Annotated in this window: 29 protein-coding genes and 1 tRNA gene; 16 read left to right on the plus strand and 14 right to left on the minus strand. The window is 67.7% G+C overall.

Translation table 11 applies throughout. The features are described from left to right. Positions 1-16: 16 nt before the first annotated feature. From TY25_RS13575 to TY25_RS13585, 3 genes are all read right to left on the minus strand, one after another. Positions 17-760 (minus strand): hypothetical protein, encoded by a 744-nt coding sequence (locus TY25_RS13575; RefSeq protein ID WP_042256310.1) that lies wholly within the window; start codon positions 758-760, stop codon positions 17-19. 250 nt (positions 761-1,010) lie between these two features. Beyond that, positions 1,011-1,805, minus strand: coding sequence for an SDR family oxidoreductase (locus TY25_RS13580; RefSeq protein WP_042256312.1), 795 nt, complete (start codon positions 1,803-1,805; stop codon positions 1,011-1,013). Further along, a complete protein-coding gene (locus TY25_RS13585) occupies positions 1,802-3,007 on the minus strand; it encodes an acyl-CoA dehydrogenase family protein (RefSeq protein ID WP_256656713.1) in 1,206 nt (401 codons plus the stop codon). Before TY25_RS13585 ends, TY25_RS13580 begins: the two co-directional genes overlap by 4 nt. A gap of 86 nt (positions 3,008-3,093) precedes the next feature. Between TY25_RS13585 and TY25_RS13590 the strand changes: the two genes are divergently transcribed. Genes TY25_RS13590 through TY25_RS13610 form a run of 5 tightly spaced genes read left to right on the plus strand, consistent with a single transcriptional unit; the run spans position 3,094 to position 8,739 of the window. Then, positions 3,094-4,647: a FadD3 family acyl-CoA ligase gene (locus TY25_RS13590; RefSeq protein WP_042256314.1), complete on the plus strand. Its 1,554-nt coding sequence runs from the start codon at positions 3,094-3,096 to the stop codon at positions 4,645-4,647. Beyond that, on the plus strand, positions 4,647-5,525 hold the full coding sequence (locus TY25_RS13595) for an enoyl-CoA hydratase (RefSeq protein WP_042256315.1): 879 nt from the start codon (positions 4,647-4,649) through the stop codon (positions 5,523-5,525). Before TY25_RS13590 ends, TY25_RS13595 begins: the two co-directional genes overlap by 1 nt. Continuing rightward, on the plus strand, positions 5,526-6,668 hold the full coding sequence (locus tag TY25_RS13600; RefSeq protein WP_042256316.1) for an acyl-CoA dehydrogenase family protein: 1,143 nt from the start codon (positions 5,526-5,528) through the stop codon (positions 6,666-6,668). After that, complete coding sequence (locus TY25_RS13605) at positions 6,665-7,687, plus strand: acyl-CoA dehydrogenase family protein (protein WP_042256317.1); 1,023 nt, start codon at positions 6,665-6,667, stop codon at positions 7,685-7,687. The genes TY25_RS13600 and TY25_RS13605 overlap by 4 nt, the downstream gene beginning before the upstream one ends. Further along, positions 7,684-8,739 (plus strand): acyl-CoA dehydrogenase family protein, encoded by a 1,056-nt coding sequence (locus TY25_RS13610; RefSeq protein ID WP_042256318.1) that lies wholly within the window; start codon positions 7,684-7,686, stop codon positions 8,737-8,739. Before TY25_RS13605 ends, TY25_RS13610 begins: the two co-directional genes overlap by 4 nt. Positions 8,740-8,938: 199 nt before the next feature. Here TY25_RS13610 and TY25_RS13615 read toward each other — a convergent pair whose 3' ends face one another. Genes TY25_RS13615 through TY25_RS40505 form a run of 3 tightly spaced genes read right to left on the minus strand, consistent with a single transcriptional unit; the run spans position 8,939 to position 9,926 of the window. After that, positions 8,939-9,277, minus strand: a complete 339-nt coding sequence (locus TY25_RS13615) for a hypothetical protein (protein ID WP_042256320.1) — start codon at positions 9,275-9,277, stop codon at positions 8,939-8,941. Continuing rightward, positions 9,274-9,582 carry a WXG100 family type VII secretion target gene (locus TY25_RS13620; protein WP_042256321.1) on the minus strand — a complete coding sequence of 103 codons (309 nt, stop codon included), beginning with the start codon at positions 9,580-9,582 and terminating at the stop codon, positions 9,274-9,276. Before TY25_RS13620 ends, TY25_RS13615 begins: the two co-directional genes overlap by 4 nt. Before the next feature lie 29 nt (positions 9,583-9,611). Then, positions 9,612-9,926, minus strand: coding sequence for a WXG100 family type VII secretion target (locus TY25_RS40505; RefSeq protein ID WP_052382958.1), 315 nt, complete (start codon positions 9,924-9,926; stop codon positions 9,612-9,614). Positions 9,927-10,076: 150 nt separating this feature from the next. Here TY25_RS40505 and TY25_RS13630 point away from each other — a divergent pair, with 150 nt between their 5' ends. The 3 genes from TY25_RS13630 to TY25_RS13640 all read left to right on the plus strand — a co-directional run bounded on the left by TY25_RS13630 (position 10,077) and on the right by TY25_RS13640 (position 12,623). Further along, the gene (locus tag TY25_RS13630; protein WP_042256322.1) at positions 10,077-10,550 is read left to right on the plus strand and encodes a MarR family winged helix-turn-helix transcriptional regulator; all 474 of its coding nucleotides are present in this window, start codon (positions 10,077-10,079) and stop codon (positions 10,548-10,550) included. Then, positions 10,547-11,797, plus strand: a complete 1,251-nt coding sequence (locus tag TY25_RS13635) for an MFS transporter (protein ID WP_042256323.1) — start codon at positions 10,547-10,549, stop codon at positions 11,795-11,797. The genes TY25_RS13630 and TY25_RS13635 overlap by 4 nt, the downstream gene beginning before the upstream one ends. Positions 11,798-11,870: 73 nt before the next feature. Beyond that, complete coding sequence (locus tag TY25_RS13640) at positions 11,871-12,623, plus strand: DUF427 domain-containing protein (protein ID WP_042256324.1); 753 nt, start codon at positions 11,871-11,873, stop codon at positions 12,621-12,623. Positions 12,624-12,630: 7 nt separating this feature from the next. Here the strand turns inward: TY25_RS13640 and TY25_RS13645 are convergent, their stop codons facing one another. The 3 genes from TY25_RS13645 to TY25_RS13655 all read right to left on the minus strand — a co-directional run bounded on the left by TY25_RS13645 (position 12,631) and on the right by TY25_RS13655 (position 15,242). Next, positions 12,631-13,563 carry a phosphotransferase family protein gene (locus TY25_RS13645; protein WP_063602724.1) on the minus strand — a complete coding sequence of 311 codons (933 nt, stop codon included), beginning with the start codon at positions 13,561-13,563 and terminating at the stop codon, positions 12,631-12,633. 182 nt (positions 13,564-13,745) lie between these two features. After that, positions 13,746-14,666 carry an AraC family transcriptional regulator gene (locus tag TY25_RS13650; RefSeq protein ID WP_042256327.1) on the minus strand — a complete coding sequence of 307 codons (921 nt, stop codon included), beginning with the start codon at positions 14,664-14,666 and terminating at the stop codon, positions 13,746-13,748. 503 nt (positions 14,667-15,169) lie between these two features. Next, positions 15,170-15,242: transfer RNA gene (locus TY25_RS13655), tRNA-His, on the minus strand. A gap of 103 nt (positions 15,243-15,345) precedes the next feature. On the opposite strand from TY25_RS13655, the gene TY25_RS13660 reads away from it, so the two are divergent. After that, a complete protein-coding gene (locus tag TY25_RS13660; RefSeq protein WP_014981364.1) occupies positions 15,346-15,756 on the plus strand; it encodes a cupin domain-containing protein in 411 nt (136 codons plus the stop codon). Between the two features lie 2 nt (positions 15,757-15,758). Here the strand turns inward: TY25_RS13660 and TY25_RS13665 are convergent, their stop codons facing one another. From TY25_RS13665 to TY25_RS13680, 4 genes are all read right to left on the minus strand, one after another. Further along, on the minus strand, positions 15,759-16,703 hold the full coding sequence (locus TY25_RS13665) for an NAD(P)H-dependent flavin oxidoreductase (RefSeq protein ID WP_042256328.1): 945 nt from the start codon (positions 16,701-16,703) through the stop codon (positions 15,759-15,761). A gap of 129 nt (positions 16,704-16,832) precedes the next feature. Continuing rightward, positions 16,833-17,642: an MBL fold metallo-hydrolase gene (locus TY25_RS13670; RefSeq protein ID WP_042256329.1), complete on the minus strand. Its 810-nt coding sequence runs from the start codon at positions 17,640-17,642 to the stop codon at positions 16,833-16,835. Between the two features lie 61 nt (positions 17,643-17,703). Then, positions 17,704-18,033 (minus strand): hypothetical protein, encoded by a 330-nt coding sequence (locus tag TY25_RS13675; protein ID WP_042256330.1) that lies wholly within the window; start codon positions 18,031-18,033, stop codon positions 17,704-17,706. Next, a complete protein-coding gene (locus tag TY25_RS13680) occupies positions 18,033-19,247 on the minus strand; it encodes a 3-ketosteroid-9-alpha-monooxygenase, oxygenase component (protein WP_029898952.1) in 1,215 nt (404 codons plus the stop codon). The genes TY25_RS13675 and TY25_RS13680 overlap by 1 nt, the downstream gene beginning before the upstream one ends. Before the next feature lie 197 nt (positions 19,248-19,444). Between TY25_RS13680 and hsaA the strand changes: the two genes are divergently transcribed. The 4 genes from hsaA to hsaB are packed head-to-tail and all read left to right on the plus strand — an operon-like array spanning position 19,445 to position 23,020. Continuing rightward, positions 19,445-20,608 (plus strand): 3-hydroxy-9,10-secoandrosta-1,3,5(10)-triene-9,17-dione monooxygenase oxygenase subunit, encoded by a 1,164-nt coding sequence (gene hsaA, locus TY25_RS13685; protein WP_014981359.1) that lies wholly within the window; start codon positions 19,445-19,447, stop codon positions 20,606-20,608. Between the two features lie 8 nt (positions 20,609-20,616). Further along, positions 20,617-21,495: a 4,5:9,10-diseco-3-hydroxy-5,9,17-trioxoandrosta-1(10),2-diene-4-oate hydrolase gene (gene hsaD, locus TY25_RS13690; RefSeq protein ID WP_042256332.1), complete on the plus strand. Its 879-nt coding sequence runs from the start codon at positions 20,617-20,619 to the stop codon at positions 21,493-21,495. Further along, positions 21,495-22,400: an iron-dependent extradiol dioxygenase HsaC gene (gene hsaC / locus TY25_RS13695; protein WP_029898947.1), complete on the plus strand. Its 906-nt coding sequence runs from the start codon at positions 21,495-21,497 to the stop codon at positions 22,398-22,400. Before hsaD ends, hsaC begins: the two co-directional genes overlap by 1 nt. Before the next feature lie 53 nt (positions 22,401-22,453). Continuing rightward, positions 22,454-23,020: a 3-hydroxy-9,10-secoandrosta-1,3,5(10)-triene-9,17-dione monooxygenase reductase subunit gene (gene hsaB / locus TY25_RS13700; protein WP_042256390.1), complete on the plus strand. Its 567-nt coding sequence runs from the start codon at positions 22,454-22,456 to the stop codon at positions 23,018-23,020. 64 nt (positions 23,021-23,084) lie between these two features. Here hsaB and TY25_RS13705 read toward each other — a convergent pair whose 3' ends face one another. Next, entirely contained in the window at positions 23,085-23,498 is a 414-nt protein-coding gene (locus tag TY25_RS13705; protein WP_236639114.1) for an SDR family oxidoreductase, read from the minus strand. 327 nt (positions 23,499-23,825) lie between these two features. On the opposite strand from TY25_RS13705, the gene TY25_RS13710 reads away from it, so the two are divergent. From TY25_RS13710 to TY25_RS13720, 3 genes are all read left to right on the plus strand, one after another. Beyond that, positions 23,826-24,101, plus strand: a complete 276-nt coding sequence (locus TY25_RS13710) for a type II toxin-antitoxin system Phd/YefM family antitoxin (protein ID WP_042256333.1) — start codon at positions 23,826-23,828, stop codon at positions 24,099-24,101. Continuing rightward, entirely contained in the window at positions 24,098-24,502 is a 405-nt protein-coding gene (locus TY25_RS13715; protein WP_201773664.1) for a type II toxin-antitoxin system VapC family toxin, read from the plus strand. Before TY25_RS13710 ends, TY25_RS13715 begins: the two co-directional genes overlap by 4 nt. Positions 24,503-24,601: 99 nt before the next feature. Further along, complete coding sequence (locus tag TY25_RS13720) at positions 24,602-24,967, plus strand: YdeI/OmpD-associated family protein (RefSeq protein ID WP_042256335.1); 366 nt, start codon at positions 24,602-24,604, stop codon at positions 24,965-24,967. Positions 24,968-25,014: the final 47 nt, after the last annotated feature.

Consider the following 25,014-nt stretch of genomic DNA (forward strand, 5'->3'; position numbering starts at 1 on the left):
GATCGCGAGGACCCGATCAGCGCACCGAATAACGCAAGGGCGAGGACACCGATAGGTCCGCGAGCAGCCGGTCGCAGATGACCACCGGCGCCACCCCGGCTCTGGCCATGCGCGCGACCAGCGCCAGCCGTCTTTCGCAGCTGTCCCATTCGACGGTGAGCTGTCCGCGGCCCGGCCCCGCGTCGACGGTCGCCATGACGCGCGGCGGGCCGGAGGGCACCGGCTCTTCGATCAGCTTGAGCACCATGCCGCGCTGCCACGCCTGGTAGGTGTCCATATCGGCACCGATCACCAGCTTGTCGGTGGCGGCGCACAGACCCTGCGCGATCTCCTCGTCGAAGGCGACGCGGTCGAGCCGGAACTTGCGGCACTTGGCCACCACGTCGAGCAGGTCCGCGCGCACCTCGCACAGCAGCGCGGCTTGGCGATGCCTGCGCCGATCCTGTTCGGACTCCTCGGCGGACAGCTCGCCGGGGTCGGGTTCGAGACCGATCTGTTTGGCTCGCTCGTGATCTCGGGCCAGGTCGGCCCGCAGCGCGCCGCGCGGATCACGGGCCACCGCGGCCTCATCGATCGCGAACTGCTCGAGAATCTGCGCGGCCCGCATCGCGGTCGCACGTTCGGAGGTGTGCTCGATCAACTCGGCGCCGAGGGTGAGTGCGGCGAGCACCAGGCTGTCCAGCCTGCGCCGAGCCAGCACCACTTCGCGCACCAATTCGAGTTCCAGTTGTTCGCGGGCAGCTGGGCTATCAAGGCCCATAGCCATCGCCCCTTTGGAGAGTGCGGGTTCCGATCTCAACCAGCATGGCACAACCCGGCGACATCTGCCGTCGGCTTTTCTACCTGATCAGCCGCCCATTTGCCGGAGGTGCGCCCGAGCGTGCCCGCGACCGCATTCTGCCGTGCTCGACGGTCCGTCCAGTCCGTCCCGACCGGACTGTTCCGGGCCGCGAGCCACCGGTCGGCTACCCGATGCGAACCGGGGCGTACGACCGCAAACCTGAACCGGCTCAGGCTCGTTGGCTGCTGACCGACACCACCTCACCGGTCAGGTATGTGGTGTAGTCGCTGGCGAGCATGGCGATGGTGGCCGCGACCTCCCACGGCTCCGCGGCCCGGCCGAACGCCTCGCGCTCGGAGAGCCGGTCCAGCAGTTCGGTCGAGCTGACCTTGTCCAGAAATGCGTGCCGCGCGATGCTGGGCGCGACCGCGTTGATCCGGACCCCGAGGGCGGCGGCCTCGACGGCACTGCACCGGGTCAGCGCCATCACGCCCGCCTTGGCCGCGGCGTAGTGCGCCTGGCCGTGCTGCGCGCGCCAGCCGAGCACGCTCGCGTTGTTGACGATCACGCCGCCGTGCCCGGCGGCCCGGAAGTAGTTGAGCGCCGCGCGCGTGCAGCGGAAGGTGCCGTTGAGGGTGATGTCGAGCACGCGATCCCACTGCTCGTCGGTCATGTCGACGACCGGTGTCTCCCCACCGAGGCCGGCATTGTTGACCATGATGTCGATCCGTCCGATCGCCTCGGCCGCCCCACGCACCAGCGCGTTCACCTGCTCGGTGCTTTGCACGTCGCAAGCGATCGAAGCGACCTTGCGGTCGGGGAATTCGGCCGCGAGTTCGGCCGCCGTCTCGGCCAAACGTCGCTCGTGCCAATCGGAGACGACCACATCGGCGCCCTCGGCGAGCAGCCTGCGCGCGGTGGCCGAGCCGATGCCGGTGCCCGCGGCCGCGGTGATGACGGCGGCACGTCCGGTGAGCAGACCGTGTCCCGGAATCGGCTGGGACGCCACGGAGAGGTCGGTCATCCTCGTGCCTCACGCGGTAGGCCGAGCACCCGCTCGGCGATGATGTTGCGCTGCACTTCGTTCGAACCTCCGTAGATGGTGTCGGCGCGGGTGAACAGGTACAGCCGCTGCCATTCGTTCAGATCGTCTGCGTCGGCAACCAGGCCCGCGGGCCCCAGCACGGCCATCGCCAATTCGCCGAGTCCGCGATGCCAGTTGGCCCACAACAGTTTCGCGACCGAGGCCTGGCCGCCGTCGGTGACACCCGCACCCTGCATGGTGCGGATGGCGTGCGCGCGCAGCACCCGCAGGCCGACCCAGGCGCGATCGATCCGCTCCGCGATCAACGGATCGGCGGCGGCGCCGGTGCGCCGGGCCAGGGCCTCGACATCCGCCAGTTCCCTGGCGAACCGGATCTGCTGGCCGAGCGTGGAGATACCGCGCTCGAAGGTCAGCGTGCCCATGGCGATCCGCCAGCCCTCACCCGGTTCACCGACGACCAGGTCCGCGGCGGTGCGCGCGTCGTCGAAGAAGACCTCGTTGAACTCCGAGGTGCCGGTCAACTGAATGATCGGCCGCACATCGATGCCCGGCTGATTCATCGGAACGAGCAGGTAGGACAGGCCGTGGTGGCGGGTGGAGCCGGGTTCGGTCCGGGCGATCACGAAGCACCAGTCGGCGACGTGGGCCAGTGACGTCCAGATCTTCTGTCCGTTGATCGACCACTCGTCGCCGTCGCGACGGGCCGAGGTGGTGATCGCCGCCAGGTCCGAGCCCGCGCCGGGTTCGGAATACCCCTGGCACCACAGTTCGGACACGGTGCGGATGCCGGGCAGGAAGCGGTCGCGCTGCGCCTGGGTGCCGAAGGCGAGCACCGTCGGTCCGAGCAGTTCTTCGCCGACATGCGAAACCCGCGCGGGCGCATTCGCTTTCGCGTACTCCTCGTGGAAGATCACCTGCTGGCGCACGCTGGCCGCCCGGCCGCCGTATTCCTCCGGCCAGCCGAGGCAGGTCCAGCCCGCGGCGGCCAGATGCCGGTCCCAGGCGAGGCGTTCGTCGAACGCCTCGTGCTCGCGGCCCGGTCCGCCGAGTCCGCGCAGCTCGCGGTACTCGCCGTTCAGGTTGTCCGCGAGCCACTCGCGCACGTCGGCGGCGAATTGCTGGTCCGCGCTCGCGGAAAACCGCCCGCCCGAACCGGCGGTATCGGATTCTGAGGTCTGGATCGCACCCACGCCGGTAGGATAACCTACCAAGCACTTGCTTTGTAGGGCGCGCACATAAGTGCCCTGCACGAACGGTAAGGACAACCGTGACAACCCCTGCACAGACGACACCGCTGGCGCTGCGGCATGCCGCGCAGACGTTCGGCGCCGCGCCCGCGCTCGCCGACGGCGCGGTCCGGCTGGACTGGACGCAACTGCACGCCGCGGTCCTGGACGTGGCGCGGGCGCTGATCGCACGCGGTGTGCAAGCCGGCGACCGCGTCGCGATGTGGGCGCCGAACACCTACCACTGGGTCGTCGCCGCGCTCGGCGCGCACTACGTCGGCGCCGCGTTGGTGCCGTTGAACACCCGCTATGTCGCCGCGGAAGCCGCGGACGTGCTGGCCCGGGTGGACGCGCGGGCACTGTTCATCGCCGGCACCTTCCTCGGGCGCGATCGCCTGGCCGAATTGCGCTCGACCGCACCGGATCTCAGCATCGAGACGGTGGTCGTCATCCCGGTCGAACCGGGCACCACGACCACCGACGCCACCGCGTTCGACTGGTCCGAGCTGGCCGGGATCGCGGAAAAGTCCACGCTCGCCGAGGCCGAGGACCGCGCGTCGGCGGTCCGGCCGGACGATATCGCCGACATCCTGTTCACCTCCGGCACCACCGGGCGCAGCAAGGGCACGCTCGTGGCGCACCGCCAGGCGCTCTCGGTGGTCCGGGCCTGGGCCGAGTGCACCACACTGCGCAGAGACGACCGGTATCTCGTCGTGAATCCGTTCTTCCACAACTTCGGCTACAAGGCGGGCATCCTGGCCTGCCTGGTCACCGGCGCCACGATCGTGCCCCAGGCGGTCTTCGACGTACCCGTCACGTTGCGGCTGATCAGCGAAGAGCGGATCACCGTCCTGCCCGGCCCGCCGACGATCTATCAGACGATCCTCGACCACCCCCGGCGCCGCGACTGCGATCTCGGCACGCTGCGGATCGCGGTGACCGGCGCGGCGACCGTGCCGGTGGTGCTCATCGAACGGATGCGCGACGAACTCGACTTCGACATCGTGCTCACCGCCTACGGCCTGTCCGAAGCCTCCGGGTTCGGCACCATGTGCCGCACCGACGACGACGCGGCGACCATCGCGGGCACCTGCGGCAGGCCGATCGCCGACTTCGAACTGCGCCTCGCCGACGACGGCGAGGTGCTGCTGCGCGGGCCGAACGTGATGCTCGGCTACCTCGACGACCCCGAAAGCACCGCCGCCGCCATTGATTCCGAGGGTTGGCTGCACACCGGCGATATCGGCAGCGTCGACGAGCGCGGCTATCTGAAGATCACCGACCGGCTCAAGGACATGTACATCTCCGGCGGATTCAACGTGTACCCGGCCGAAGTCGAGCAGGCCCTCGCCCGGTTGGACGGCGTGGCCGAATCCGCGGTCGTCGGGGTGCCGGACACCCGGATGGGCGAGGTGGGCAAGGCTTTCGTCGTCCGCAAGGCGGGCGCGTCGCTCACCGAAGAACAGGTGCGCGCGCACGCCACCACCGTGCTGGCCAACTTCAAGGTGCCGCGATTCGTGGAATTCCGCGATCAGCTGCCCTACAGCGCCGCCGGGAAAGTGCTCAAGCGTCAACTACGTGAGGAGATTTCGTGATGTCGGAACCGGCTGTCCCGGACGAGGGGGAAGTCGTCACCTACGAGGTGCGCGGCCGCGTCGCGATCGTGACGCTGAATCGGCCGGATTACCGCAACGCGCAGAACTCGGTGATGACCTACGCGCTCGACGCCGCGTTCGAGCGAGCCGTCGAGGACCCCGAGGTCGGGGTGATCGTGTTGGCGGGCAACGGAAAACACTTCAGCGCCGGCCACGATATCGGCACGCCGGGCCGCGACCACCACGTGCACTACCCGAACAAGGCGACGCTGTGGTGGGACCACGTCGACAAGGCCGGCGGCGACCAGCGTTTCGCCCGCGAACTCGAGGTGTACCTCGGCATGTGCCGGCGTTGGCGGGAGATTCCCAAGCCGACGATCGCCATGGTGCAGGGCGCGTGTATCGCAGGCGGACTGATGCTCGCCTGGGTATGCGATCTAATCATCGCGTCCGACGACGCGTTCTTCTCCGATCCGGTTGTGCGGATGGGCATTCCGGGCGTCGAGTACTTCGCGCACCCGTGGGTGATGGGACCGCGTGCGGCCAAGGAGTTCCTGTTCACCGGCGACCGCTTCGGTGCGGCCCAGGCCAAGGAGTGGGGCATGGTGAACCGGGTCGCGCCCCGCGCGGAGCTGGAAAGCGAGACGCTCGCGCTGGCCGAAAAGATCGCCACCATGCCGCGCTTCGGTCTCGCGCTGACCAAGAAGGCGGTCAATCAGGCCGAAGACCTGATGGGCATGCGAGCCGGAATGGACTCGGTGTTCGGCCTGCATCATTTCGCCCACGCGCACAACGCCGAAGTCGGCGCCGATTCGCTCGGCGGCATGAACGCCAAGTCGATGAAGGCCACCGCGACCGGCGAGAACGGGGCGAAGTAAGTGGACCTCGAGATCGACCAGGCGACACAGGAATTCCAGGCCGAAGTCCGCGATTTCCTGGCCGCACACAAACCCGCGCAACCGCTCCCCTCGATGGACACCAAGGCGGGATTCGAGGCCCACCGCGCGTGGGAACGCACCCTCGCCGAGGCGCGCCTGTCCGTGGTCGCGTGGCCGGACGAGTACGGCGGCCGCGACGTGTCCCTGCTGGAGTGGGTGCTGTTCGAGCAGGAGTACTACGCGGCGAACGCGCCGGGTCGAGTGAGTCAGAACGGCATCTTCCTGCTGGCGCCAACGCTTTTCGAGCACGGCACGACCGAGCAGCTGGACCGGATCATGCCGCGGATGGCGCGCGGGGACGATATCTGGGCCCAGGCCTGGTCCGAACCCGAAGCGGGCAGCGACCTCGCGGGCATCCGCTCCACCGCCCGCCGTACCAGCGGCGGCTGGCTGCTGAGCGGCCAGAAGACCTGGAGTTCCCGTGCGGCGTACGCGGATTGGGCCTTCGGCCTGTTCCGCAGCGACCCCGAAGCCGAACGCCACAAGGGACTGACCTACGTCATGTTCCCGCTCACCGCCGACGGCGTTTCGGTCCGGCCGATTCCCCAGCTGGACGGGGAGCCCGGCTTCGCCGAGATCTTCCTCGACGAGGTGTTCGTTCCCGACCGCGACGTGATCGGCGCGCCCGGCGAAGGCTGGCGGGTCGCTATGAGCACCTCGAGCAACGAGCGCGGACTGTCCCTGCGCAGCCCGGGGCGGTTCAGCGCGACTGCGCAGCGATTGATCGACCTCTGGCTCGACCAGGGCGACCAGGCCAACACCGCGCAGCGAGATGCCGTGGTGGACGCCTGGATCGGCAGTGAGGCCTACCGGCTGCACACTTTCGGTACGGTCACCCGGCTCAACGAGGGCGGCAAGCTCGGCGCGGAATCGTCGATTACCAAGGTGTTCTGGTCCGAACTCGATATCGCGATGCACGAGACCGGGCTCGATGTGCTCGGCGCCGCCGCCGAACGATCCGGGCCGTGGACGGACGGCTACCTGTTCTCCCTTTCCGGCCCGATCTACGCGGGTACCAACGAGATTCAGCGCAACATCATCGCCGAGCGGCTGCTCGGACTACCGAGAGGAAGCAGCCGATGAGATTCGCGCTCAGTCCCGAACAGCTCGATTTCGGCGGCAGCGTACGCAAGCTGCTCGACGCCGGGCGCACACCCGCGGCCGTGCGCCATTGGGCGACCGGCGATCCGCGGCCCGGCCGCGCACTCATCCGGCAGCTGGCCGGTGCCGGTGTGCTCGGCCTGGCCATCGATGACGAACACGGCGGGGTCGGGGCCGAACCGATCGATCTGGTGGTGGCATTCATCGAACTCGGCCGCGCCGCCGCGCCCGGACCGCTGATCGAGACAGCGGCCGCGATACCTGCTCTCCTGCAGGCACTTCCGGATGACGAACCGGCCGCGCGCTGGTTGCCCGGCCTCGCCGAAGGCAGTGCGCTGGGCACCCTCTCGTTCACCGCGCCGGAGCAAAGCAGCGTCGCGCTCGATGCCGACACCGCCGAAATGGTGCTGATCGCGGACGACGCGCGGTTGTCCACCGCGCAACGCACCGGAACCATCCGATCGATCGATCCGGCTCGGCGGCTGTTCACCGTCGCGGCCGACGAACTGGTCGCCGAGGGCGACGCGGTGCGCGCGGCCGTCGCCACCGCCTTCGACACCGGGGCGCTGGCCTGCGCGGCGCAGTTGCTCGGCGCGGGCCGGGCACTGCTCGACGCCACCACCGGATACGCCAAGCAGCGCAAACAGTTCGGCAAACCGATCGGCGAGTTCCAAGCCGTCAAACAGAAACTCGCCGACGTGCTGATCGGGCTCGATCTGGCCGAGCCGCTGCTCTACCGCGCCGCGCTCACCATGGCGACACCGACCCGCGGGCGGGACGTCTCGGCGGCCGTGATCGCCTGCGGCGATGCGGCCTACCGTGCTTCGCGCGCCGCCCTGCAAGTGCACGGCGCGATCGGCTACACCGCCGAATACGACCTTTCGCTGTGGCTCACCCGGGTCACCGCACTGCGCTCCGCTTGGGGCACAACGGATCTGCATCGCGGCCGGATCGCCCGCGCACTGCGCGACGAGGCGACGGCCGAGCGAGGAACGGCATGACGAATACCGAACACCAGGAGTTCACCGCCTCGGTGCGCGCACTGCTCACCAAGCACGCCGGATCCGCGGCGGTGCGCAAAGCGATGGGCACCGAACTCGGCTACGACCCCGCGCTGTGGCGGTTGCTGTGCGAGCAGATCGGGGTCGCGGCGCTGGCCGTGCCCGAGGAGTACGGCGGCATCGGGGCAAGTTTGGTCGAATCCCTGCTGGTCGTAGGCGAGCTCGGGCGCACCCTCGCCGGGGTGCCGATGCTCGGGTCTGCCGTGCTCGGCGCGCAAGCCGTGTTGCTGTCCGGCGATGCGGAGGCGTGTGCACGGCTCCTCCCTGAAGTCGCCGAAGGCACCCGGACGTTGGCGGTCTGCTGGGCAGGTGCGAGCGGTTGGGACGAAGCCGGAGTCCGCGAGGCGGACGGAAAGCTCACCGGTACCGCGCATTACGTGCTCGACGGCGTGGGGGCCGACACCCTCCTGGTGGTCACCGCGAGCGGGCTTTTCGAGGTTCCGGCGGACACCGCGGGCGTGTCGCGGCGGACGGTACCCACCATGGATCCGACGCGGAAATTGAGCAGCATCACCTTCACCGAGGTCCAAGCGCGCCGCCTCGGCGGCGGAGACCCAATCGCCGGGCGCACGCAACTGCGGGAGATCGCCTGGGCCGCAGTCGCAGCCGAGCAGGTAGGCGCCGCCGAACGCTGCCTCGAACTGACCGTCGACTACACCAAATCCCGCGTCCAGTTCGGCCGCGCCATCGGCAGCTTCCAAGCACTCAAACACCGCATGGCCGACATGTACGTGCTGCTGGAATCCGCCAAGTCCGCCGCCCAGGCCGCCACCCTCGCGGTCACCGAGCAGTCCCCCGGCGCCGCCGAAGACGTCTGGGTCGCCCGCCTGCACTGCTCGGACGCCCTCACCACCATCGTCGCGGAAACCGTTCAACTACACGGCGGCATCGCCATCACCTGGGAACACGACGCCCACCTCTTCTTCAAACGCGCCCACGGAGACGCCCACCTCTTCGGCACCCCACCCCGCCCCAAAGCCCAAACCGCCTGACCCTCAACGCTTTCAGCGTGAGCGAGGTTCCCGCACCCGTTCCGTGTTCCCGCACCCCGACTTGCCGGAAGACACGCCGGGTTCAGAACAACGAGGGGTGCGGGAGTTCGATCATGGTCAGCGCTCCTGTGCACGACCGATCTCTTCGGGTGGCAGCGGATCAACCTCGTCAGGTGAGTAGAAGATTCCATCGATTTCTTCAGGCATTGTGTCTCCATCTCCCTACACCGCTACCGCGGCATTTCTCGCATTTGGATGAAGAGCCTTCCGTCGTCGGCCGGCAGTTGTTGAGCACGATGGCATAGGCGTGCGCCGCCGAAGCTACTTTGGTGACCATGGCCAGGATGTCTTCGGCCCGCTGGTCGTAGCTCTTGCTCCACTCCTTGCCGTCGGTGTACGAGCCGGCCATGTCGGTGGCCTTGGCCATTTCCGGCCAGCGGGCATCGATCGCCGACCACCAGGCGGCGGCACCGGCCGCGATCTTGGTGGCGGTGTCGTAGTAGTCGGCGGTGTCGACGTCGAGGACCGTGCCGGTCATCGGGCGGATCCGCCGCGCCCAAGGGCGGACAGGATGGTCACGGTGCCGTCGGCGTAGGAGGTCCGGGCCGCGGCGGCGGCGCGATGCATCTTCGCCAAGCCCGCGGCGATCTCGGCGGCCGCGGCGGTCCATTCGGCGTGCGCGGTGGCGTGCGCGTCGGCCGACTTGCCGGACCAGTTGCGCTGCACGGCGGCGATACGCTCTTCGACCTCACGCAGCGACTCGGTGACGAACTCGTCGAGACCGGCCAGTTTCGCCGTAACGGCTTCGATATGGGCCAGGTCGGCTCGATACTGTTCGGTCATTCCTATTGTCCCCCTTTGGTTTCCACGACTCAGGGCAGATCCAGTGAACTCACCGCCGTGGCGGTGCCGGTGTCGGTGGCTTGACTGCGGTCGACCACCACCCCGAGCAGTTCGGCCATATCGGCGAGGGCCTCGAACACCGAGAGCGCGGCACGATGGGTTTCGTCCCAGGCGGCGGCGTAGGCGGTGGCGGCGGGGCCGTGCCAGGTCGTCATCAGTCCGTCGACCTCGACCGAGCCGGATCGCAGGCCCGCGATCAGGTTGGCGGCGGCCTGCTGGACGTAGCGTCCGGCATCTGTCACTTCGTCGGGCACCAAGGCGAACGTAACGGCGGGGTCGGTCATGGCGCGGCTCCTCCCGGGGACATCATGAAAGCTACCGCCGGGAAGCATCGGACGCATAGCCGCCTCGGCGGGAACGGCGCCGACCGGGACTTTCCGGTTCGTGATCAGGTTCACGAGACTTACATAGTTAGCTTATGTAATAATATTCTGGTGCAGCGTGCTCAGGAAACCACAGCGGATGACATCGTCGTCGATCTACTCGTGACCGCGGGCAGGCTCACTCGGCTGGCCGGGGTGATCAGCGGCGACGACCTACCGCGAGCCGTATTGCGCGCGCTCGCCGTGCTCGACGAGCACGGTGCGGTGCGGGTGAGCGAGTTCGCCAGGATCGATCGGTGTTCGCAACCGGCGGCAACGACGCTGATCGGGCGGCTGGTCGCGGACGGATTCGCGACCCGGCGCAGAGACCCGGACGATTCCAGGGCGGTCGTCGTCGAACTCACCCCGGCCGGGCGCACTCGGCTCACCCAGGCGCGTCAAGCCTTCGCCACCGCACTCACCACCCGGCTCGAAGGCTTCGACACCGCGCGGCTCGCGCAACTGGACACCGATCTCAACGAACTGCTGGAGGCCCTGAAAACGGCTACGCGACAGCATCATCCGATATCGAGGGAACATCGATGAGTAGTACTTTGGCACCTGACCGCGCCGTGGGCGCGGACCCCACGGAACCCACCCGGCAGCCGAAAGCCGTTTGGGCCGTTGCCTTCGCGAGCGTCATCGCGTTCATGGGCATCGGACTGGTCGACCCCATTCTGAAACCGATCGGCGAGCAGTTGCACGCCTCGCCCTCGCAGGTGTCGCTGCTGTTCACCAGTTACATGCTGGTGACGGGCGTGGCCATGCTGATCACCGGCGTGGTGTCGAGCCGGTTCGGCGCGAAGAAGACGCTGCTGGCCGGGCTGGCCATCATCATCGTGTTCGCGGCACTGGCCGGATTGTCCAGCACCGTCACGCAAATCGTCGGCTTCCGCGCGGGTTGGGGTCTGGGCAACGCCCTGTTCATCGCGACGGCGCTGGCCACCATCGTCGGCGCGGCCAGCGGCGGGGTCGCCCGGGCGATCATCCTCTACGAGGCGGCGCTCGGAATCGGCATCGCCACCGGCCCGCTACTCGGCGGCGTGCTCGGTGGAATCAGCTGGCGTGGACCGTTTTTCGGCGTGTCCGTGCTGATGGCCGTCGCGCTGATCAGCATCGTGACGCTGCTGCCCGAGGGACCGAAGCCGACGCATCACACCTCGATCGCCGCACCGTTCCTGGCGCTTCGGCACCGTGGGTTGCTGACCGTCAGCCTCACCGCGCTGCTCTACAACTTCGGCTTCTTCACCCTGCTCGCCTACACCCCGTTCCCGCTGGACATGGGCACCTACGCGATCGGCTTCATCTTCTGCGGCTGGGGCGTGCTGCTCGCGCTCGCCTCGGTCTTCCTTGCGCCGCGCCTGCAGCGGCGGTTCGGTTCACTGCCGATGATGGGCCTGTCGCTCGGGCTGTTCGCCGCCGATCTCGCGGTGATGGCGGCGTTCGCCGAGCACAAGCCGGTACTGATCGCCGGGACCGTGCTCGCCGGACTGTTCCTCGGGGTGAACAACACCCTGATCACCGAGGCGGTGATGATCTCCGCGCCGGTCGAGCGGTCGACCGCGTCGGCGGCCTACAGCTTCGTGCGCTTCGCCGGTGGCGCGGCCGCGCCCTACCTGGCGGGCAAGCTCGGTGAGCACAGCATCGCGCTGCCGTTCTGGGTCGGGGCCGCCTGTACCGCGGCCGCGGTGCTCGTCCTGCTCGCCGGTCGCGCGGCGCTCGCGCACATCGACGAGCACGATCCCGCGCCGCACAGCGTCGACGAAGCCGAGGCGATCACCGTCGGCGACTGAGACTTTCGCTGCGCACGGCTGCCTGGATCGGTATACCGGATTCAGGCAGCCGTGCCGCGTACCCTCGGGTCGTATGGGCGATACGCAGCGCGGCCGGGTGAAGATCGAGACGAGCCAGAAGCGGGTGCGGGTGTTCCTCGGCGGCCATGTGGTCGCCGATACCGCGCATCCGGTGCTGGTCTGGGAGGGCCCGCACTATCCGACGTACTACCTGCCGGTCGCGGATCTGCACGCGAAACTCGAGCCGACCGGCACCACCCACCACTCCCCCAGCCGCGGCGACGCGACGGAGTACGACGTGGTGGTGGACGGCACCACCGCGCCGGCGGGCGCGCTGCGCTACCACGATTCGCCGCTGCCCGAACTGAACGAGCTGGTCCGGCTGGAATGGCACAAGATGGACGAATGGTTCGAGGAGGACGAGCCGGTCTACGTCCATCCGCGCGACCCCTACTCCCGGGTCGACATCCTCGGCAGTTCCCGGCACGTGCGCGTGGCGATCGACGGCGTCACCGTCGCCGATTCGCATTCGCCCCGCATCCTTTTCGAAACCGGCCTTCCCGCAAGGTATTACCTGCCGATGACCGACGTCCGGATGGATCTGCTGCACCCCTCGGACACGCACACCAGCTGCCCGTACAAGGGCACCGCGGACTACTGGACCGTCCGGGTCGGCGAGCAGGACTACCAGGACTACGTCTGGGGCTATCGCACGCCACTGCCCGAGAGCCAGAAGATCGCCGGTCTGGTCTGCTTCTACAACGAGAAGGTCGACATCTATCTAGACGGCGAACTCCAGGAACGCCCGCGCAGTCCGTTCAGCTGAAACCCGCTCAGCGGTAACCGATGAGGCCGTCGGCGAGTTCGTCCGCGTCACCGTCACGGTGGGCGTCCAGGGCTTGTTGCAGAGCGAAAGTTCCTCCGATGATGGCTGTTCGGGCGGCGAGATCGTCGGCATGCTCGGTCATCTGGAGGATCATTCGGAAGACCTCCTCGCCGTAGCTCGCGGCGATGGCGGCGAAGTCCTCGGCCGGGTCGCCGAGGCACACGCCGTCCCAATCGACGACGCCGCAGAGTAACGGGTTGCGAGTGTCGTTGTCCCACAGCAGGTTTTCACCGCCAAGGTCACCATGCACAACGGCCTCGGTACGGTGCGGCAAGGTATCGAGCGCGGCGAGTTCGCAATCCGCGCGGGCACGTCCGGCGGCGCTCATCAGCGGATACAGTTCGACACGGACGTCGGCGGCGAACTGCGTCCAGCGGTCAGCGGGTGCCGGCGGCAATACCGACTGCTGGCCGGCTCCAGCCGCGGACAATGCGGATAGGAGCGCATGACATTGCCGCGCAACCGATTCCACGGCACACGCGTCGCTCAGCACAGTGGCCGCCAACGGCTCGCCGCCGACCCGCGTCATCACCAGGTACGGCGGGTCGTCGGACAGATCCACCACCCGCGGCACCGCGATCCGGCGGCTGTTCACAGAGGTTGTCGACAGTTCACAACGCGACTCACCGCACGACACGTCGGTGCTCGGTGCAGAAGATCTGTGACCCCCCTGCGCCACAACCAACTCCAGCCCCGACACGGCGCGCAACGCTGCCGCACGCAGCGGCAGACGCGCCGCGGCGGCCGCCGTGCGAGCCAAACAGACCACCCGGTCGGCACCGATCACCAGGTAGTGGAACTGCCCGTCACGCACCGTCAGCTCGGACAAACGCGCACCAGGCAGCACACGCTCCAGCAACCCCCGATGTCCCTCGATCACAACGTCCACCCGACCACTCTCGCCGGTAGCGCACCCCTACCCTACCGATTTCGCGCACCCTTTCTGTCTTCCCGCACCTGTTTTCGCATGTCAGAGCGAGTGCGGGAAGGCAGAGAGGGTGCGCGAAACCAAGCAACGCGCGGGCAGCCAACCAGCGCGTTGGCACCGGTCAGCAGGCGGGATCAGACCGCGACCAGTGGTGGTTTGTCGGCGGCGCTGCGGTATCGGCCGGGGGCGAGGCCGTACTGCCGCTTGAAGGCTTTGGCGAAGGCAAATTCTGAGGTGTAGCCGACTTTGCGGGCGACGGTACCCAGCGACGCGTTGGTCTCACGCAGTAGGCGGGCTGCGGTGAGCATGCGCCATCTGGTGACGTAGGCGAGTGGTGGTTCGCCCACGGTGGCGGTGAAGCGGCGGGCGAGGGTGGCGCGGGAGACGCCGGCGACGGCGCTCAGGTCGGGGACGGTCCAGGGACGGGCCGGTTCTTCGTGGACCGCCCGGAGTGCGGCGGCGACCGCCGGGTCCGCGAAAGCGCCTGCCCAGCCGGTGGTTCGGGCACCGGCCTGCTCCTCGAACCAGGCGCGCAGGACGAACAGGAGCAGCATTTCGAGCAGTGCGGGGACCGCGGCGTCGCTCCCCTGGCGTGGTTCGGCGATCTCCGCGGCGAGCAGGTCGACCGCGCCACGCAAGGCCGGATGCCGGCCGGGACGGGCGGGGAGATGGATGAACTCGGGCAACTCGTCGAGCAGCGGATGGCTACGCTGCCTGCCGAGTTCGTAGGCGCCACAAAGTAATACGGTCCGCACGCCGGAGCCCTCGACTTCCCGCGGCTCGCCAGGGCGCGCGGTTTCGGTGACCGGGCTGTCCAGGTTGTCGACCAGATCGTGATCGGCGCCCCGCGGCATGAAGACCACGTCCCCGGCCCCGAGCGCCATCGGTTCGGCCCCGGTGGGCGGCACCAGCCGGCACGAACCCTGCAGCACCACATGGAAACCCGCACCCGGTACGACCGGATAGCGACGCCCCCACGGCGCATGCCGGACGAACATGCCGGAGGTCGGGCTGCCGGTACGGATGGCGGCGACGGTTTCGCTGAGCACGTCCACTCTCTCACCATAGCGCTCCCGCGCTGAGTGTTCTAAACATAGATGATCGCGATACAGCTATTGGTAGTCTCAGTCCGTCGCCGTAGATTGCCACTCATCACAACAAGATCGCCCTCTACGGCATCACCGGCGGTTGCGCCCGCACCGAGCTGTGTCCTACGTCGAAGGCGCGCTCGCCACGTCGATTCTCGACACGCTGGTGGTTCAACCACGGAGGACGTCGCCGCGCTGCCCAGCGCCGATCTGCGCTATGACCTGCTCATGGACGCGCACAGCATCGAGGGCCGCAGCACCCGCGGGGTCGTGCGCGGGGTGCATTCCTACCGCGACTCGGCCCTGATGCCGGTGGAAGTCGCCCCCGGCTCGCGGAGGACACCACGAAACCCGGCGCACCGGCCGAAGCTTTCGACGCGGGCGAATTCCTCGACGCACTAGTGCCTTTCGGCATAACTGGGCACATCGAGGAGTGCTGACCGGCGCGAGGCGGACCGCAGGCGGTTTCGGGTGAGTGACGGGGTTCGAACCCGGGGCCTCCTGGACCACAACCAGGCGCTCTGCCGACTGAGCTACACCCACCAAGGCGTGCACTTGAACGGTAGCGCGACCGGTCCGCCCTGGTCATCCCATTTTCCGCGCGGGCGACCGGCGCGCGTGCCCAGAATCAGGCATAGTCGAAACGGTGACAGACACCCGACCCGAACTCGCCGCCACGTTGGACCTCGCCCCGCACCCGGAGGGCGGGTGGTTTCGCGAAACCTGGCGCAGCGCTGTGGAATTCACGCCCGAAGGCTATGCGGGCAGCCGCGCCAGTGCGACCGCGATCCACTTCCTGCTGTTCCCCGGCGAACAGTCCGCCCCGCATACCGTGCGCTCCGACGAACTGTGGCTGTGGCATCGCGGCGGGCCGCTGGTGCTGAACATCGGCGGCGAGGAGGTCATCCTCGGCCCCGAAGTGGAGCGCGGACAGGTGTTGCAGGCCGTCGTACCCGGCGGAGTCGTCCAGGCCGCGCGACCCGCGAGCGACGAATACGTCCTGGTCAGCTGCATCGTCTCGCCCGGTTTCGATTTCGCCGACTTCCACATGGATTGACCTCAGTCACCGTCGTACTCGCGACGGGTCCGCTCGACCAGTGCCGCGACGCCGAGGATCTCGCCGACCCCGGAGGCGGAATGCCCCGCACTCCAGACGTCGGTCCAGTTCTTCGGCGCGTCGGCGCCGGCGAAATGGGCCGCGAGGTCGAAGGTGCCGGCGCGTAGCGCGGCGACGTCGATGCCGAGCGCCCGCATCGAGCCCGCCAGCATGTTGGTCGGCAGACCGGTGAAGGCGGAGGTGAGCACCACGTCGTCGAGGCCGGAGGCGGCCACCAGCTCCTTGTGCGCGGGGTCGGCCATGCTTTCGGCCGTCGCGAGGAACTTGGTGCCCATGTAGGCCAGGTCCGCACCCAGTGTGATCGCGGCGCGCAACGCGACGCCGTCGGCGACTCCGCCCGCCAAAACCACCGGCCCGTCGAAGAATTCGCGCACCGCGCGGACGAAGGCGAACGGATTGGCCCAGCCGGTCTGCCCGCCCGCGCCGGCGGTGAGCAGGATCAGCCCGTCGGCGCCGCATTCGAGTGCGCGCACCGCGTGGTGCACCGACGCGACGTCCGCCAGCACCAGCGAGCCGACCTCGTGCAGCGGCCGCACCACCTCGCGCGGGGTGCCGACCGAGGTGATCACGATCTCCGTCGGCTGCTCACACAGCACCCGCAGGTCCGGCTGCAACCGCGCGTTCCCAGGGTGCACGATCAGATTCGCCGCGACGGGCGCCGGACGCGCTTCGTCGGTGGTCAGGGCGGCGTCGATCTGGGTCAGCCACTGCGACAGCTGTTCCGGCGTGCGGGCATTCACCGTCGGGAACGAGCCGACCACGCCCGCCCGGCAGGCCGCGATCACCAGCTCCGGCCCGGAGACCCGGAACATCGGCGCGGCGATCAACGGCACCGTCAGCCGTGCGGTGAGTTCGGCGAACCCCGCGGTCGTCGCGTCATCGGACATCTGCGCCCCTTTCCGGACAGCTATGCCCGGACACTAAGGCAACCGGCGGGGCGAGCAGAAGCCGCGCGACACCCTTTGGCGGAGTGCCCAGAGAACGGCAAACGAATTCGGCAGCTCGCCCTGCAAAACTCAAGAGACCGTTTGCAGCTCCGCGAATTGCTGGGCGTCGTGCGCGCAGAACAGCGTGATCTCGTCGCCGTGCTCGGCGCGCAGGCTCCGCAGGCGCTCGAGGTTGTGCACCCGCCGCTCGTGCATGACGTCGGTCGCCCGCTGATAGACCTTCAGGCCCACCGGCGCGGTGCCGTCGTCGAGCAGCTGACCGCGGTGCATGAACGCATCGCCACAGTGCAGCAGCCAGCGATCGCCCTGCTGGACCGCGACACCGCTGTGCCCACGTGTGTGTCCCACGAGGGGAACCAGCAGGATACCGTCGAGCAGCGGCGCCGCGCTGAACTCGAACCACGGTTCGGCGCTGGTCTCATGGGTCTGCCAGTGCGCGCCGTGCGCCCACTGCCGGGGCACATAGCGGCTCTTCTCCAGCCGCGTCGCGCGCGCGGTGGCGGCCGCGAGTTCGTCCGCGAACACGTGCACCGTGGCGTCCGGGAAGTCCGCGAGCCCGCCCGCGTGGTCGAAATCGAGGTGGGTGACCACGATGTGGCGGACGTCCTCGCGCTGATAGCCGAGCGCGCGGACCTGGTGCAGCGCGGTCTGTGCCAAACGCAGCACGGGCCGCAGCATGGCCTGCGTGCCGAAACCGAGACGCTTCGGGTCCGCGATCTCCGCGGTGCCGAAGCCGGTGTCCACCAGCACGAGGCCGTTATCGGTTTCGATGAGCAGGCAGTGCGCGACCAGCTCTGCGGTCAGCAGTCCGCCGCTGCCGAGCAGTGCCCGCCCACCGAGCGGGCACATCGTCGCGCAATCGAGATGGTGCACCTTCATCGTGGATCTCCCTCGGCTGAGTACGCTCTCGTTTTCAACCTAGCCGAGGGTCCGCCGTCCGCTACTCCGGCACCTCCAGCACGCCCTCGTCCACGGCCCATTTGATGGTCTTCTCCAACTGTGCGCAGGTGTCGGGGCGCCCGGGCTGTGCACCGTTCTTGCTCAGTTCGGCGAAGACCGGGCAGTGCGTCTGCGGCGGCTCGGTCCACTGGACCGAGGTCTGGTGCGCGCTGCTCTTGCGCACCAGCACCTGGCTCTGGCAGGCCTGGCACCGCAGCGGTGTCAGGCCCTGCTCCAGATAGCGCTGCTTGTCGACCACCGTCTGGGCGCGCACTTCGGCCTGCCGAACGGGCTGATCGGCGAAGTCGGGTGCTTTCGCCCAGCGGACCATCAGACCCCGGCCTCCGCCTGCTTGCCCTCGGCCTCGTCGGCCTCGCGCTTGCGCCGCAGGTTCTCCGCGACCTCGGCCTCCCACGCCTCGTTCGCCTTGGTGGTGTCCACCTCGAACTCGAAGCGCTGCGTCATCTTCTCGGTGACGTCGGCCGCGTCCACGTAGAACTGGTCGTACCAGCGGCGCAGTTGGTACACCGGGCCGTCTTCCTCGCACAGCAGCGGGTTCTCGACCTTGGACTTGTGCTTCCAGATCTCCACGTCCTGCAGGAAGCCGACGCTGATGCCCTCGGTCATCTTCGCGGCCAGCTTGTCGGCCATCTCGCCCTCGACGCCCTGCGGCTTCTCCAGCGTGATGCCCCACTGCAGGACGAAGGAATCCTGAGTGACCGGGTAGTGGCAGTTGATCAGGACGCTCTTGACCTCGTACCCGCTGTAGATGTTGATCAGCGGATTGATCATGTAGGACGGTCCGAAATAGGACGCTTCCGACTTGAGCAGGGTGTCGCCGCCGTACTTGGACGCCATCCCGATGTCCGGCCTGCCCTTGGTCTCCAGGAACTGGGTGGCGATATGCCCCTCGAAGACGTTCTTGAAGTAGGTCGGGAAGGCGAAGTGGATGTAGAAGAAGTGCGCCATGTCGACCACGTTGTCGATGATCTCGCGGCAGTTGGCGCCCTCGATCAGCATCGAGTTCCAGGTCCACTCGGTCCAGCCGCTGTCGAGCTGCTCGGTCGGGTTGCCGTCCGCGTCGGTGTACGGGCCCTCGATGTGCGGGATCGTCACCTCCGGCGGCGGCTGGCTGCCCTCGAAGTCCTGCCAGACGAACAGCTGTCCGTTGCGTTCCAGCGTGGTCCACTTCCGGGTACGAGCGAGCGGTGGCACCCGCCGGCCGTACGGGATCGCGGTGCATTTGCCGTTCGTGCCGGACCAGCGCCAGTCGTGGAACGGGCAGGCGATGTCGTCACCCTTGACCTCGCCCATGCTCAAGTCGCCACCCATGTGCCTGCAGTAGGCGTCGAGCACGCGCAGTTCACCGTTGCTATCGGCCCAGATCACGAGCTTGGTGCCGAAGACGTTGACCGCGTGCGGTTTCCCGTCGCGGAACGTCTTGGCCAGGCCGAGGCAATGCCAACCCCGTGCATAACGGGTGGGTGCGGTACCGACGTCTAACTCCCGGACCTTCGCACCGCCCCCCTGTGGGGTAACTGCCATCGCGAATCCTCCTCCTTCTGTACTAGAACACGTTACAAAAATGTCGCGTTCCATGCCAGCGATTCCGGTCACTTCCTGCACATGTCCGTCAATGCGGTGGGATCGGCACCCGTTCTCGACATAAATAGGAACCTGTTCTAGTCTCAGAGGCAAATGACTACCGGTTATCAATCGACCAGGCAGGAGCAGGTCCCGAGATGACGCAAGAAGTGACCGAACGGGTCGACGCGCTGTTGCCGACACTGCGCGAGCGCGCACAAGAAGCCGAGGACCTGCGGCGCATTCCCGACGAATCCATGAAGGCCCTGCAGGAGACCGGGTTCTTCCGGCTGCTGCAGCCCAAGCAGTGGGGCGGGCACGCGGCCGACCCCGTCGTCTTCTACGACACGGTGCGCAAGATCGCCAGCGCCTGCGGATCCACCGGCTGGGTGGCCGGCATTGTCGGCGTACACAATTGGCACCTCGCGCTCTTCGCGCAGCAGGCCCAGGAAGACGTCTGGGGCGAGGACACCGAAGTGCGGATCTCCTCGTCCTACGCCCCGATGGGCGCGGGCGTGGTGACCGACGGCGGCTACCTCGTCAACGGCGCCTGGGCCTGGTCCTCCGGCTGCGACCACGCCACCTGGGCGGTGCTCGGCGGCCCGGTGATCAAGGACGGCAAGCCGGTCGACTTCGGCAGCTTCCTCATTCCGCGCGACGACTACCGCATCGACGACGTCTGGAATGTGGTCGGCCTGCGGGGCACCGGCTCGAATACCGTTGTGGTGAAGGACATCTTCGTCCCGTCGCACCGGTTCCTCAGCTTCCGCGCGATGAGCGAGATGAAATCGCCCGGCCTGGAACAGAACACGGACCCGGTGTACAAGATGCCGTGGGGCACCATCCATCCCACTACCATCTCCACCCCCATCGTCGGCATGGCCTACGGCGCGTACGAGGCGCACGTCGAGCACCAGGGCAAGCGGGTGCGCGCGGCGTACGCGGGCGAGAAGGCCAAGGACGATCCGTTCGCCAAGGTGCGCATCGCCGAGGCGTCCAGCGATATCGACGCGGCCTGGCGGCAGCTGTCCGGCAACGTCGCCGACGAATACGCGCTGCTCGCCGCCGGTCAGGAAGTACCGTTCGACCTGCGGGTGCGGGCGCGGCGCGACCAGGTGCGCGCCACCGGCCGCTCGATCGCCGCGATCGACAAGCTCTTCGAGAGTTCCGGCGCCACCGCCCTCGCGAACGGCACACCGCTGCAACGCTTCTGGCGGGACGCGCACGCGGGCCGGGTACACGCGGCGAACGATCCCGAGCGGGCCTACCTGATGTACGGCACGCACGAATTCGGACTGCCCGTCACCGACGGCATGGTGTAGGAGCTGCCTTGACTTCAACCGTGGCACTGACCGCCGAATCGACCTCCCGGTACGCCCAGGTGCGTCCGGACCTCAAACTGCACTACCACGAGGCGGGCGTCGGCAACGGCCCGACGATCGTGCTGCTGCACGGCGGTGGTCCCGGCGCGTCCTCCTGGTCGAACTTCGCCCGCAACATTCCGGTGCTGGCGGAGCACTTTCACGTGATCGCCGTGGATCAGCCCGGCTACGGCCGCTCGGACAAGCCGACCGAGCATCCGCAGTATTTCGTGCACAGTGCCTCGGCACTGAAAGATCTGCTCGACCATCTGGAGATCACCGCGCGGGTGCACCTGCTCGGCAATTCGCTCGGTGGCGGGGCGGCCGTGCGGTTCGCGCTCGACTATCCCGAGCGCGCCGGAAAACTGGTGCTGATGGGCCCGGGCGGGTTGAGCAACAACCTGTTCGCGCCCGACCCGACCGAGGGCGTGAAGCTGCTCGGCAAGTTCAATTACGAGCCGACCAGGGAGAACCTGGAAGCGTTCCTGCGCATCATGGTTTTCGACCAGTCGCTGATCACCGACGAGTTGATCGAAGAACGGTTCGCCTCGGCGAGCACGCCGGAATCGCTCGCCGCGACCCGCGCGATGGGAAAGTCCTTCGCCAGTGCGGATTTCGAGAAGGGCATGCTCTGGCGCGACGCCTACAAGCTGTGCCAGCCCGTATTGTTGATCTGGGGCCGCGAAGACCGGGTCAACCCGCTCGACGGCGCGCTCATCGCGACCAAGGTGATTCCGCGGGCACAGTTGCATGTGTTCGGCGGGTGTGGACACTGGGCACAGTTGGAGAAGTTCCACGAATTCAACCGACTGGCCATCGATTTCCTGGCCGGTTCCAAGGAGAAGTGATGGGGATTCGATCACTGGCGTATCTGCGCATCGAGGCGACCGACATGGCCGCCTGGCGTGAATACGGACTCAAAGTGCTCGGCATGGTCGAAGGCAAGGGCACGAACCCGGACGCGCTGTACCTGCGCATGGACGAATTCCCGGCCCGGCTGGTGATCTCGCCCGGCGAACACGACCGGTTGCAGATCTCCGGCTGGGAAACCGCCAATGCCGAAGAGCTGCAGGATATCCGGACCCGGCTCGAAGGCGCGGGCGTGCCCTACAAGGAGGGCACCGCCGCCGAACTCGCCGACCGCCGGGTGTACGAGCTGATCCGCTTCGACGACCCCTCCGGGAATACACTGGAGGCGTTTCACGGTGCGGCACTGGAACATCGGCGCGTGGTCAGCCCCTACGGGCACCGGTTCGTCACCGAGGAGCAGGGGCTCGGTCACGTCGTGCTCAGCACCAAAGACGACAAGGCCGCGCTCGAGTTCTACCGTGACGTACTCGGTTTCCGGTTGCGTGACTCCATGCGGCTGCCACCGCAGATGGTGGGCCGCCCGGCCGACGGCGAGCCCGCCTGGCTGCGCTTCTTCGGCTGCAACCCGCGCCACCATTCGCTCGCGTTCCTGCCCATGCCGACACCGAGCGGCATCGTGCACCTGATGCTCGAGGTGGAGAACGCCGACGACGTCGGCCTGTGCCTGGATCGCGCGCTGCGCAAGAAGGTTCGGATGTCGGCGACGCTCGGCAGGCACGTCAACGACAAGATGCTCTCCTTCTACATGAAGACGCCCGGCGGTTTCGACGTCGAATTCGGTTGTGAGGGACTCGAAGTCGACGACCACGACTGGATCGCGCGGGAATCCACCGCGGTGAGCCTGTGGGGCCACGACTTCTCCGTCGGGCAGCGTCCGCAGTGACCGGCGAGAGGACGGCGGACGGCGCGGTAGGTGAGCACGAGGTGCGCGACACCATGGCCCACCCCGAGATCGACGGCAGGCAGTTCCGGAATGTGCTCGGGCAGTTCTGCACCGGCATCACCGTGATCACCACCTTCGACGAGGCCGACGCGCCGATCGGTTTCGCCTGCCAATCCTTCGCCGCCCTCTCCCTGGACCCGCCGCTGGTCCTGTTCTGTCCCACCAAGGCGTCCCGCTCCTGGGCGGCCATCGAACGCTCCGGCCGTTTCTGCGTGAACGTCCTGGCCGAGGAGCAGCGAGAACTGTGCGCCCGCTTCGGTTCCCGCGAACCCGACAAGTTCGCCGGCGCCGCCTGGCACGCCTCCCCGCGCGCCCTCCCCGTCCTCGACGACGCGCTGGCCACCATCGAATGCACGGTGGACCGTGTCGTCGACGGCGGCGACCACTACATCGTCATCGGCCGCGTACAAGCGCTCTCCGAATCCACCGACACGGGCCGCCCGCTCCTCTTCTATCGAGGCCAATACACCGCCATCGAGCCCGATAAAACCACCCCCGCCCCCTGGCGCGCCGACCTCGAACACTTCCTCACCACCACCACCCTCGACACCTGGCTGTGAGGACGCCCCACGAAACCCTGTGCCGGACAAGGTGACACACGGCACGGGGTCACGTGGCGACTCCTCAGAACAGTCCCCCACCAGCGTGGACTGTTTCACCGGTGATCCAGCCACCCGCCGCAGACGCCAGGAAGGCGACGATGCGGGCGATATCGTCGGGTTCGCCGATACGACCGAGAGGTGTTGCGGCGACGATCTGTTCGGTCAGCTCCGGGCTCCGCGCCGCGGCCAGTGCCTCGGTCTTTATCGCGCCCGGCAGCACATTGTTGACGGTGATGCCCCGGGCGCCGAGTTCTTTCGCCAGGACCCGGACCAGTTCCTCGGCCGCCGCCTTGCTCGCGCTGTAGAGACCGGACTCGGGACGATGCGTCGCCGTCACACCGGAGGAGACGACGATGATCCGGCCGTTGTCCCGCAAACGGTTCGCTGCTTCACGCAACGCGACGAACGTGGCCCTGGTGTTGATCGAGGGTGTCAACAGTTGGCTCTCTAAACTTGCCCCGTGACGATCGAAGAGCCAGAGCTGTCGGCCGCCTTCTCGGCGCTGAACCGCGAGGTCAATCGCTGTACCACTTGATCGCTTGACGGTTCGGCTTGACCGTGCAGCAAGCCGAACTGCTGTGTCAGCTCTACGGCGAGCCACCGTCGTTCGGCGAGCTGGCAAGCTCCCGCGCACCGACCGAGCCCAGCTGGTCATCCTGCTCCGCGCTTCGGCAGCCGCATTGGCCGACGGCCGCCCTCGGAGCTAGTCCGGTGGACGCCAGAGTGCGTAGCCCCGTGCGCTACAGGGCGCTACACTGGCGGCATGAAGGTGATCACGCAGCGGGAATTTCGGAACAACTCCGCGGCGGTCATGGATGCGGTCGAGGCCGGGGAGACATTTCGGGTCACTCGCAACGGGGTCGAAATCGCCGAACTGCGGCCGGTCAACCGTCGGCGTCGGCTGACTGCGGAAGAGCTGGTCGAAAAGCATCGGAAACTACCGCGCCTGAACTACGCGGAGATGCGCAAGGAAGCCGACGAGTTCTTCGGGACCGAGGACCGCATCGGCGACGACGACACGTGGGGAGCGCGCTGGTGAGCGAACGACCAAGCAGCGGCATCCTGGATACCTGCACCTACATCGACTTGTACGAGCTCGAACCGGTCACATTGCCGAAAATGCCGGAGATCACGACGATTACGCTCGCGGAGCTCCATCAAGGAGTGGCCATGGCAAAGGACCCGGTCGTTCGCGCCGAGCGGTCCGAGCGGTTAGGCGTCGCGATCGTCGAGTTCGATCCCCTGCCGTTCGATGAAGATGCGGCGACCCGCTATGGGACGCTGGTCGCCCTCACCCTCGCAACCAAGCGCGATCCGCACCCGCACAAGATGGACCTGATGATCGCCGCCATCGCGTCGTCGCGCGGACTCCCCCTGTTCACCCGCAACAGCGCCGACTTCCGCGGCTTGGAAAGCATGGTGGAGATCGTCCCGGTGTGAGTCACGATCACGGCAGGCAGCGGTTATTTCGGTGTCGAAGTCGTGCGCCGAGTTCTTAAGTGCTCATTCGGTGCGCACTTATGCGCGGAAGATGGAGGCATGACCAGCACCGAGATCATCACCTGCAGCGACCTCGCGGAGTGGGAGCAGTGGCTCAGCGCGAATCACGATGCGGCACAGGATGCATGGCTGAAGATCGCCAAGAAGGGCGCGACCGGCTCGACGATCACGATTACCGAGGCCCTGGACGGGGCACTGTGTTTCGGATGGATCGATAGTCATCGGCGGAAGTTGGATGCGGAGTACTACCTGCAGCGGTATTCGCCGCGGCGCGCCAAGAGCCCGTGGTCGCGGATCAATGTCGCCAAGGCGGGGGCGCTGATCGCCGCCGGGCGGATGCGGGCGGCGGGATTCGCGGCGATCGCGGCCGCGCAGGCGGACGGGCGCTGGGCAGCCGCGGCGTGACAGCGGGCCGCGACCGGTGACTCGCACCGGCCACGGCCCGGACGAAG

The organism is Nocardia brasiliensis NBRC 14402, from assembly GCF_000308475.2.
Classification (GTDB): domain Bacteria; phylum Actinomycetota; class Actinomycetes; order Mycobacteriales; family Mycobacteriaceae; genus Nocardia; species Nocardia brasiliensis.

Excerpts from the sequence above, each read along its gene's own strand:
- TY25_RS13575 (WP_042256310.1), bottom strand. The coding sequence starts at position 760 with ATGGGCCTTGATAGCCCAGCTGCCCGCGAACAACTGGAACTCGAATTG.
- TY25_RS13580 (WP_042256312.1), bottom strand. The coding sequence starts at position 1,805 with ATGACCGACCTCTCCGTGGCGTCCCAGCCGATTCCGGGACACGGTCTG.
- TY25_RS13595 (WP_042256315.1), top strand. The coding sequence starts at position 4,647 with ATGTCGGAACCGGCTGTCCCGGACGAGGGGGAAGTCGTCACCTACGAG.
- TY25_RS13605 (WP_042256317.1), top strand. The coding sequence starts at position 6,665 with ATGAGATTCGCGCTCAGTCCCGAACAGCTCGATTTCGGCGGCAGCGTA.
- TY25_RS13610 (WP_042256318.1), top strand. The coding sequence starts at position 7,684 with ATGACGAATACCGAACACCAGGAGTTCACCGCCTCGGTGCGCGCACTG.
- TY25_RS13615 (WP_042256320.1), bottom strand. The coding sequence starts at position 9,277 with ATGACCGGCACGGTCCTCGACGTCGACACCGCCGACTACTACGACACC.
- TY25_RS13620 (WP_042256321.1), bottom strand. The coding sequence starts at position 9,582 with ATGACCGAACAGTATCGAGCCGACCTGGCCCATATCGAAGCCGTTACG.
- TY25_RS40505 (WP_052382958.1), bottom strand. The coding sequence starts at position 9,926 with ATGACCGACCCCGCCGTTACGTTCGCCTTGGTGCCCGACGAAGTGACA.
- TY25_RS13635 (WP_042256323.1), top strand. The coding sequence starts at position 10,547 with ATGAGTAGTACTTTGGCACCTGACCGCGCCGTGGGCGCGGACCCCACG.
- TY25_RS13640 (WP_042256324.1), top strand. The coding sequence starts at position 11,871 with ATGGGCGATACGCAGCGCGGCCGGGTGAAGATCGAGACGAGCCAGAAG.
- TY25_RS13665 (WP_042256328.1), bottom strand. The coding sequence starts at position 16,703 with ATGTCCGATGACGCGACGACCGCGGGGTTCGCCGAACTCACCGCACGG.
- TY25_RS13670 (WP_042256329.1), bottom strand. The coding sequence starts at position 17,642 with ATGAAGGTGCACCATCTCGATTGCGCGACGATGTGCCCGCTCGGTGGG.
- TY25_RS13675 (WP_042256330.1), bottom strand. The coding sequence starts at position 18,033 with ATGGTCCGCTGGGCGAAAGCACCCGACTTCGCCGATCAGCCCGTTCGG.
- TY25_RS13680 (WP_029898952.1), bottom strand. The coding sequence starts at position 19,247 with ATGGCAGTTACCCCACAGGGGGGCGGTGCGAAGGTCCGGGAGTTAGAC.
- hsaA (WP_014981359.1), top strand. The coding sequence starts at position 19,445 with ATGACGCAAGAAGTGACCGAACGGGTCGACGCGCTGTTGCCGACACTG.
- hsaC (WP_029898947.1), top strand. The coding sequence starts at position 21,495 with ATGGGGATTCGATCACTGGCGTATCTGCGCATCGAGGCGACCGACATG.
- hsaB (WP_042256390.1), top strand. The coding sequence starts at position 22,454 with ATGGCCCACCCCGAGATCGACGGCAGGCAGTTCCGGAATGTGCTCGGG.
- TY25_RS13710 (WP_042256333.1), top strand. The coding sequence starts at position 23,826 with ATGAAGGTGATCACGCAGCGGGAATTTCGGAACAACTCCGCGGCGGTC.
- TY25_RS13720 (WP_042256335.1), top strand. The coding sequence starts at position 24,602 with ATGACCAGCACCGAGATCATCACCTGCAGCGACCTCGCGGAGTGGGAG.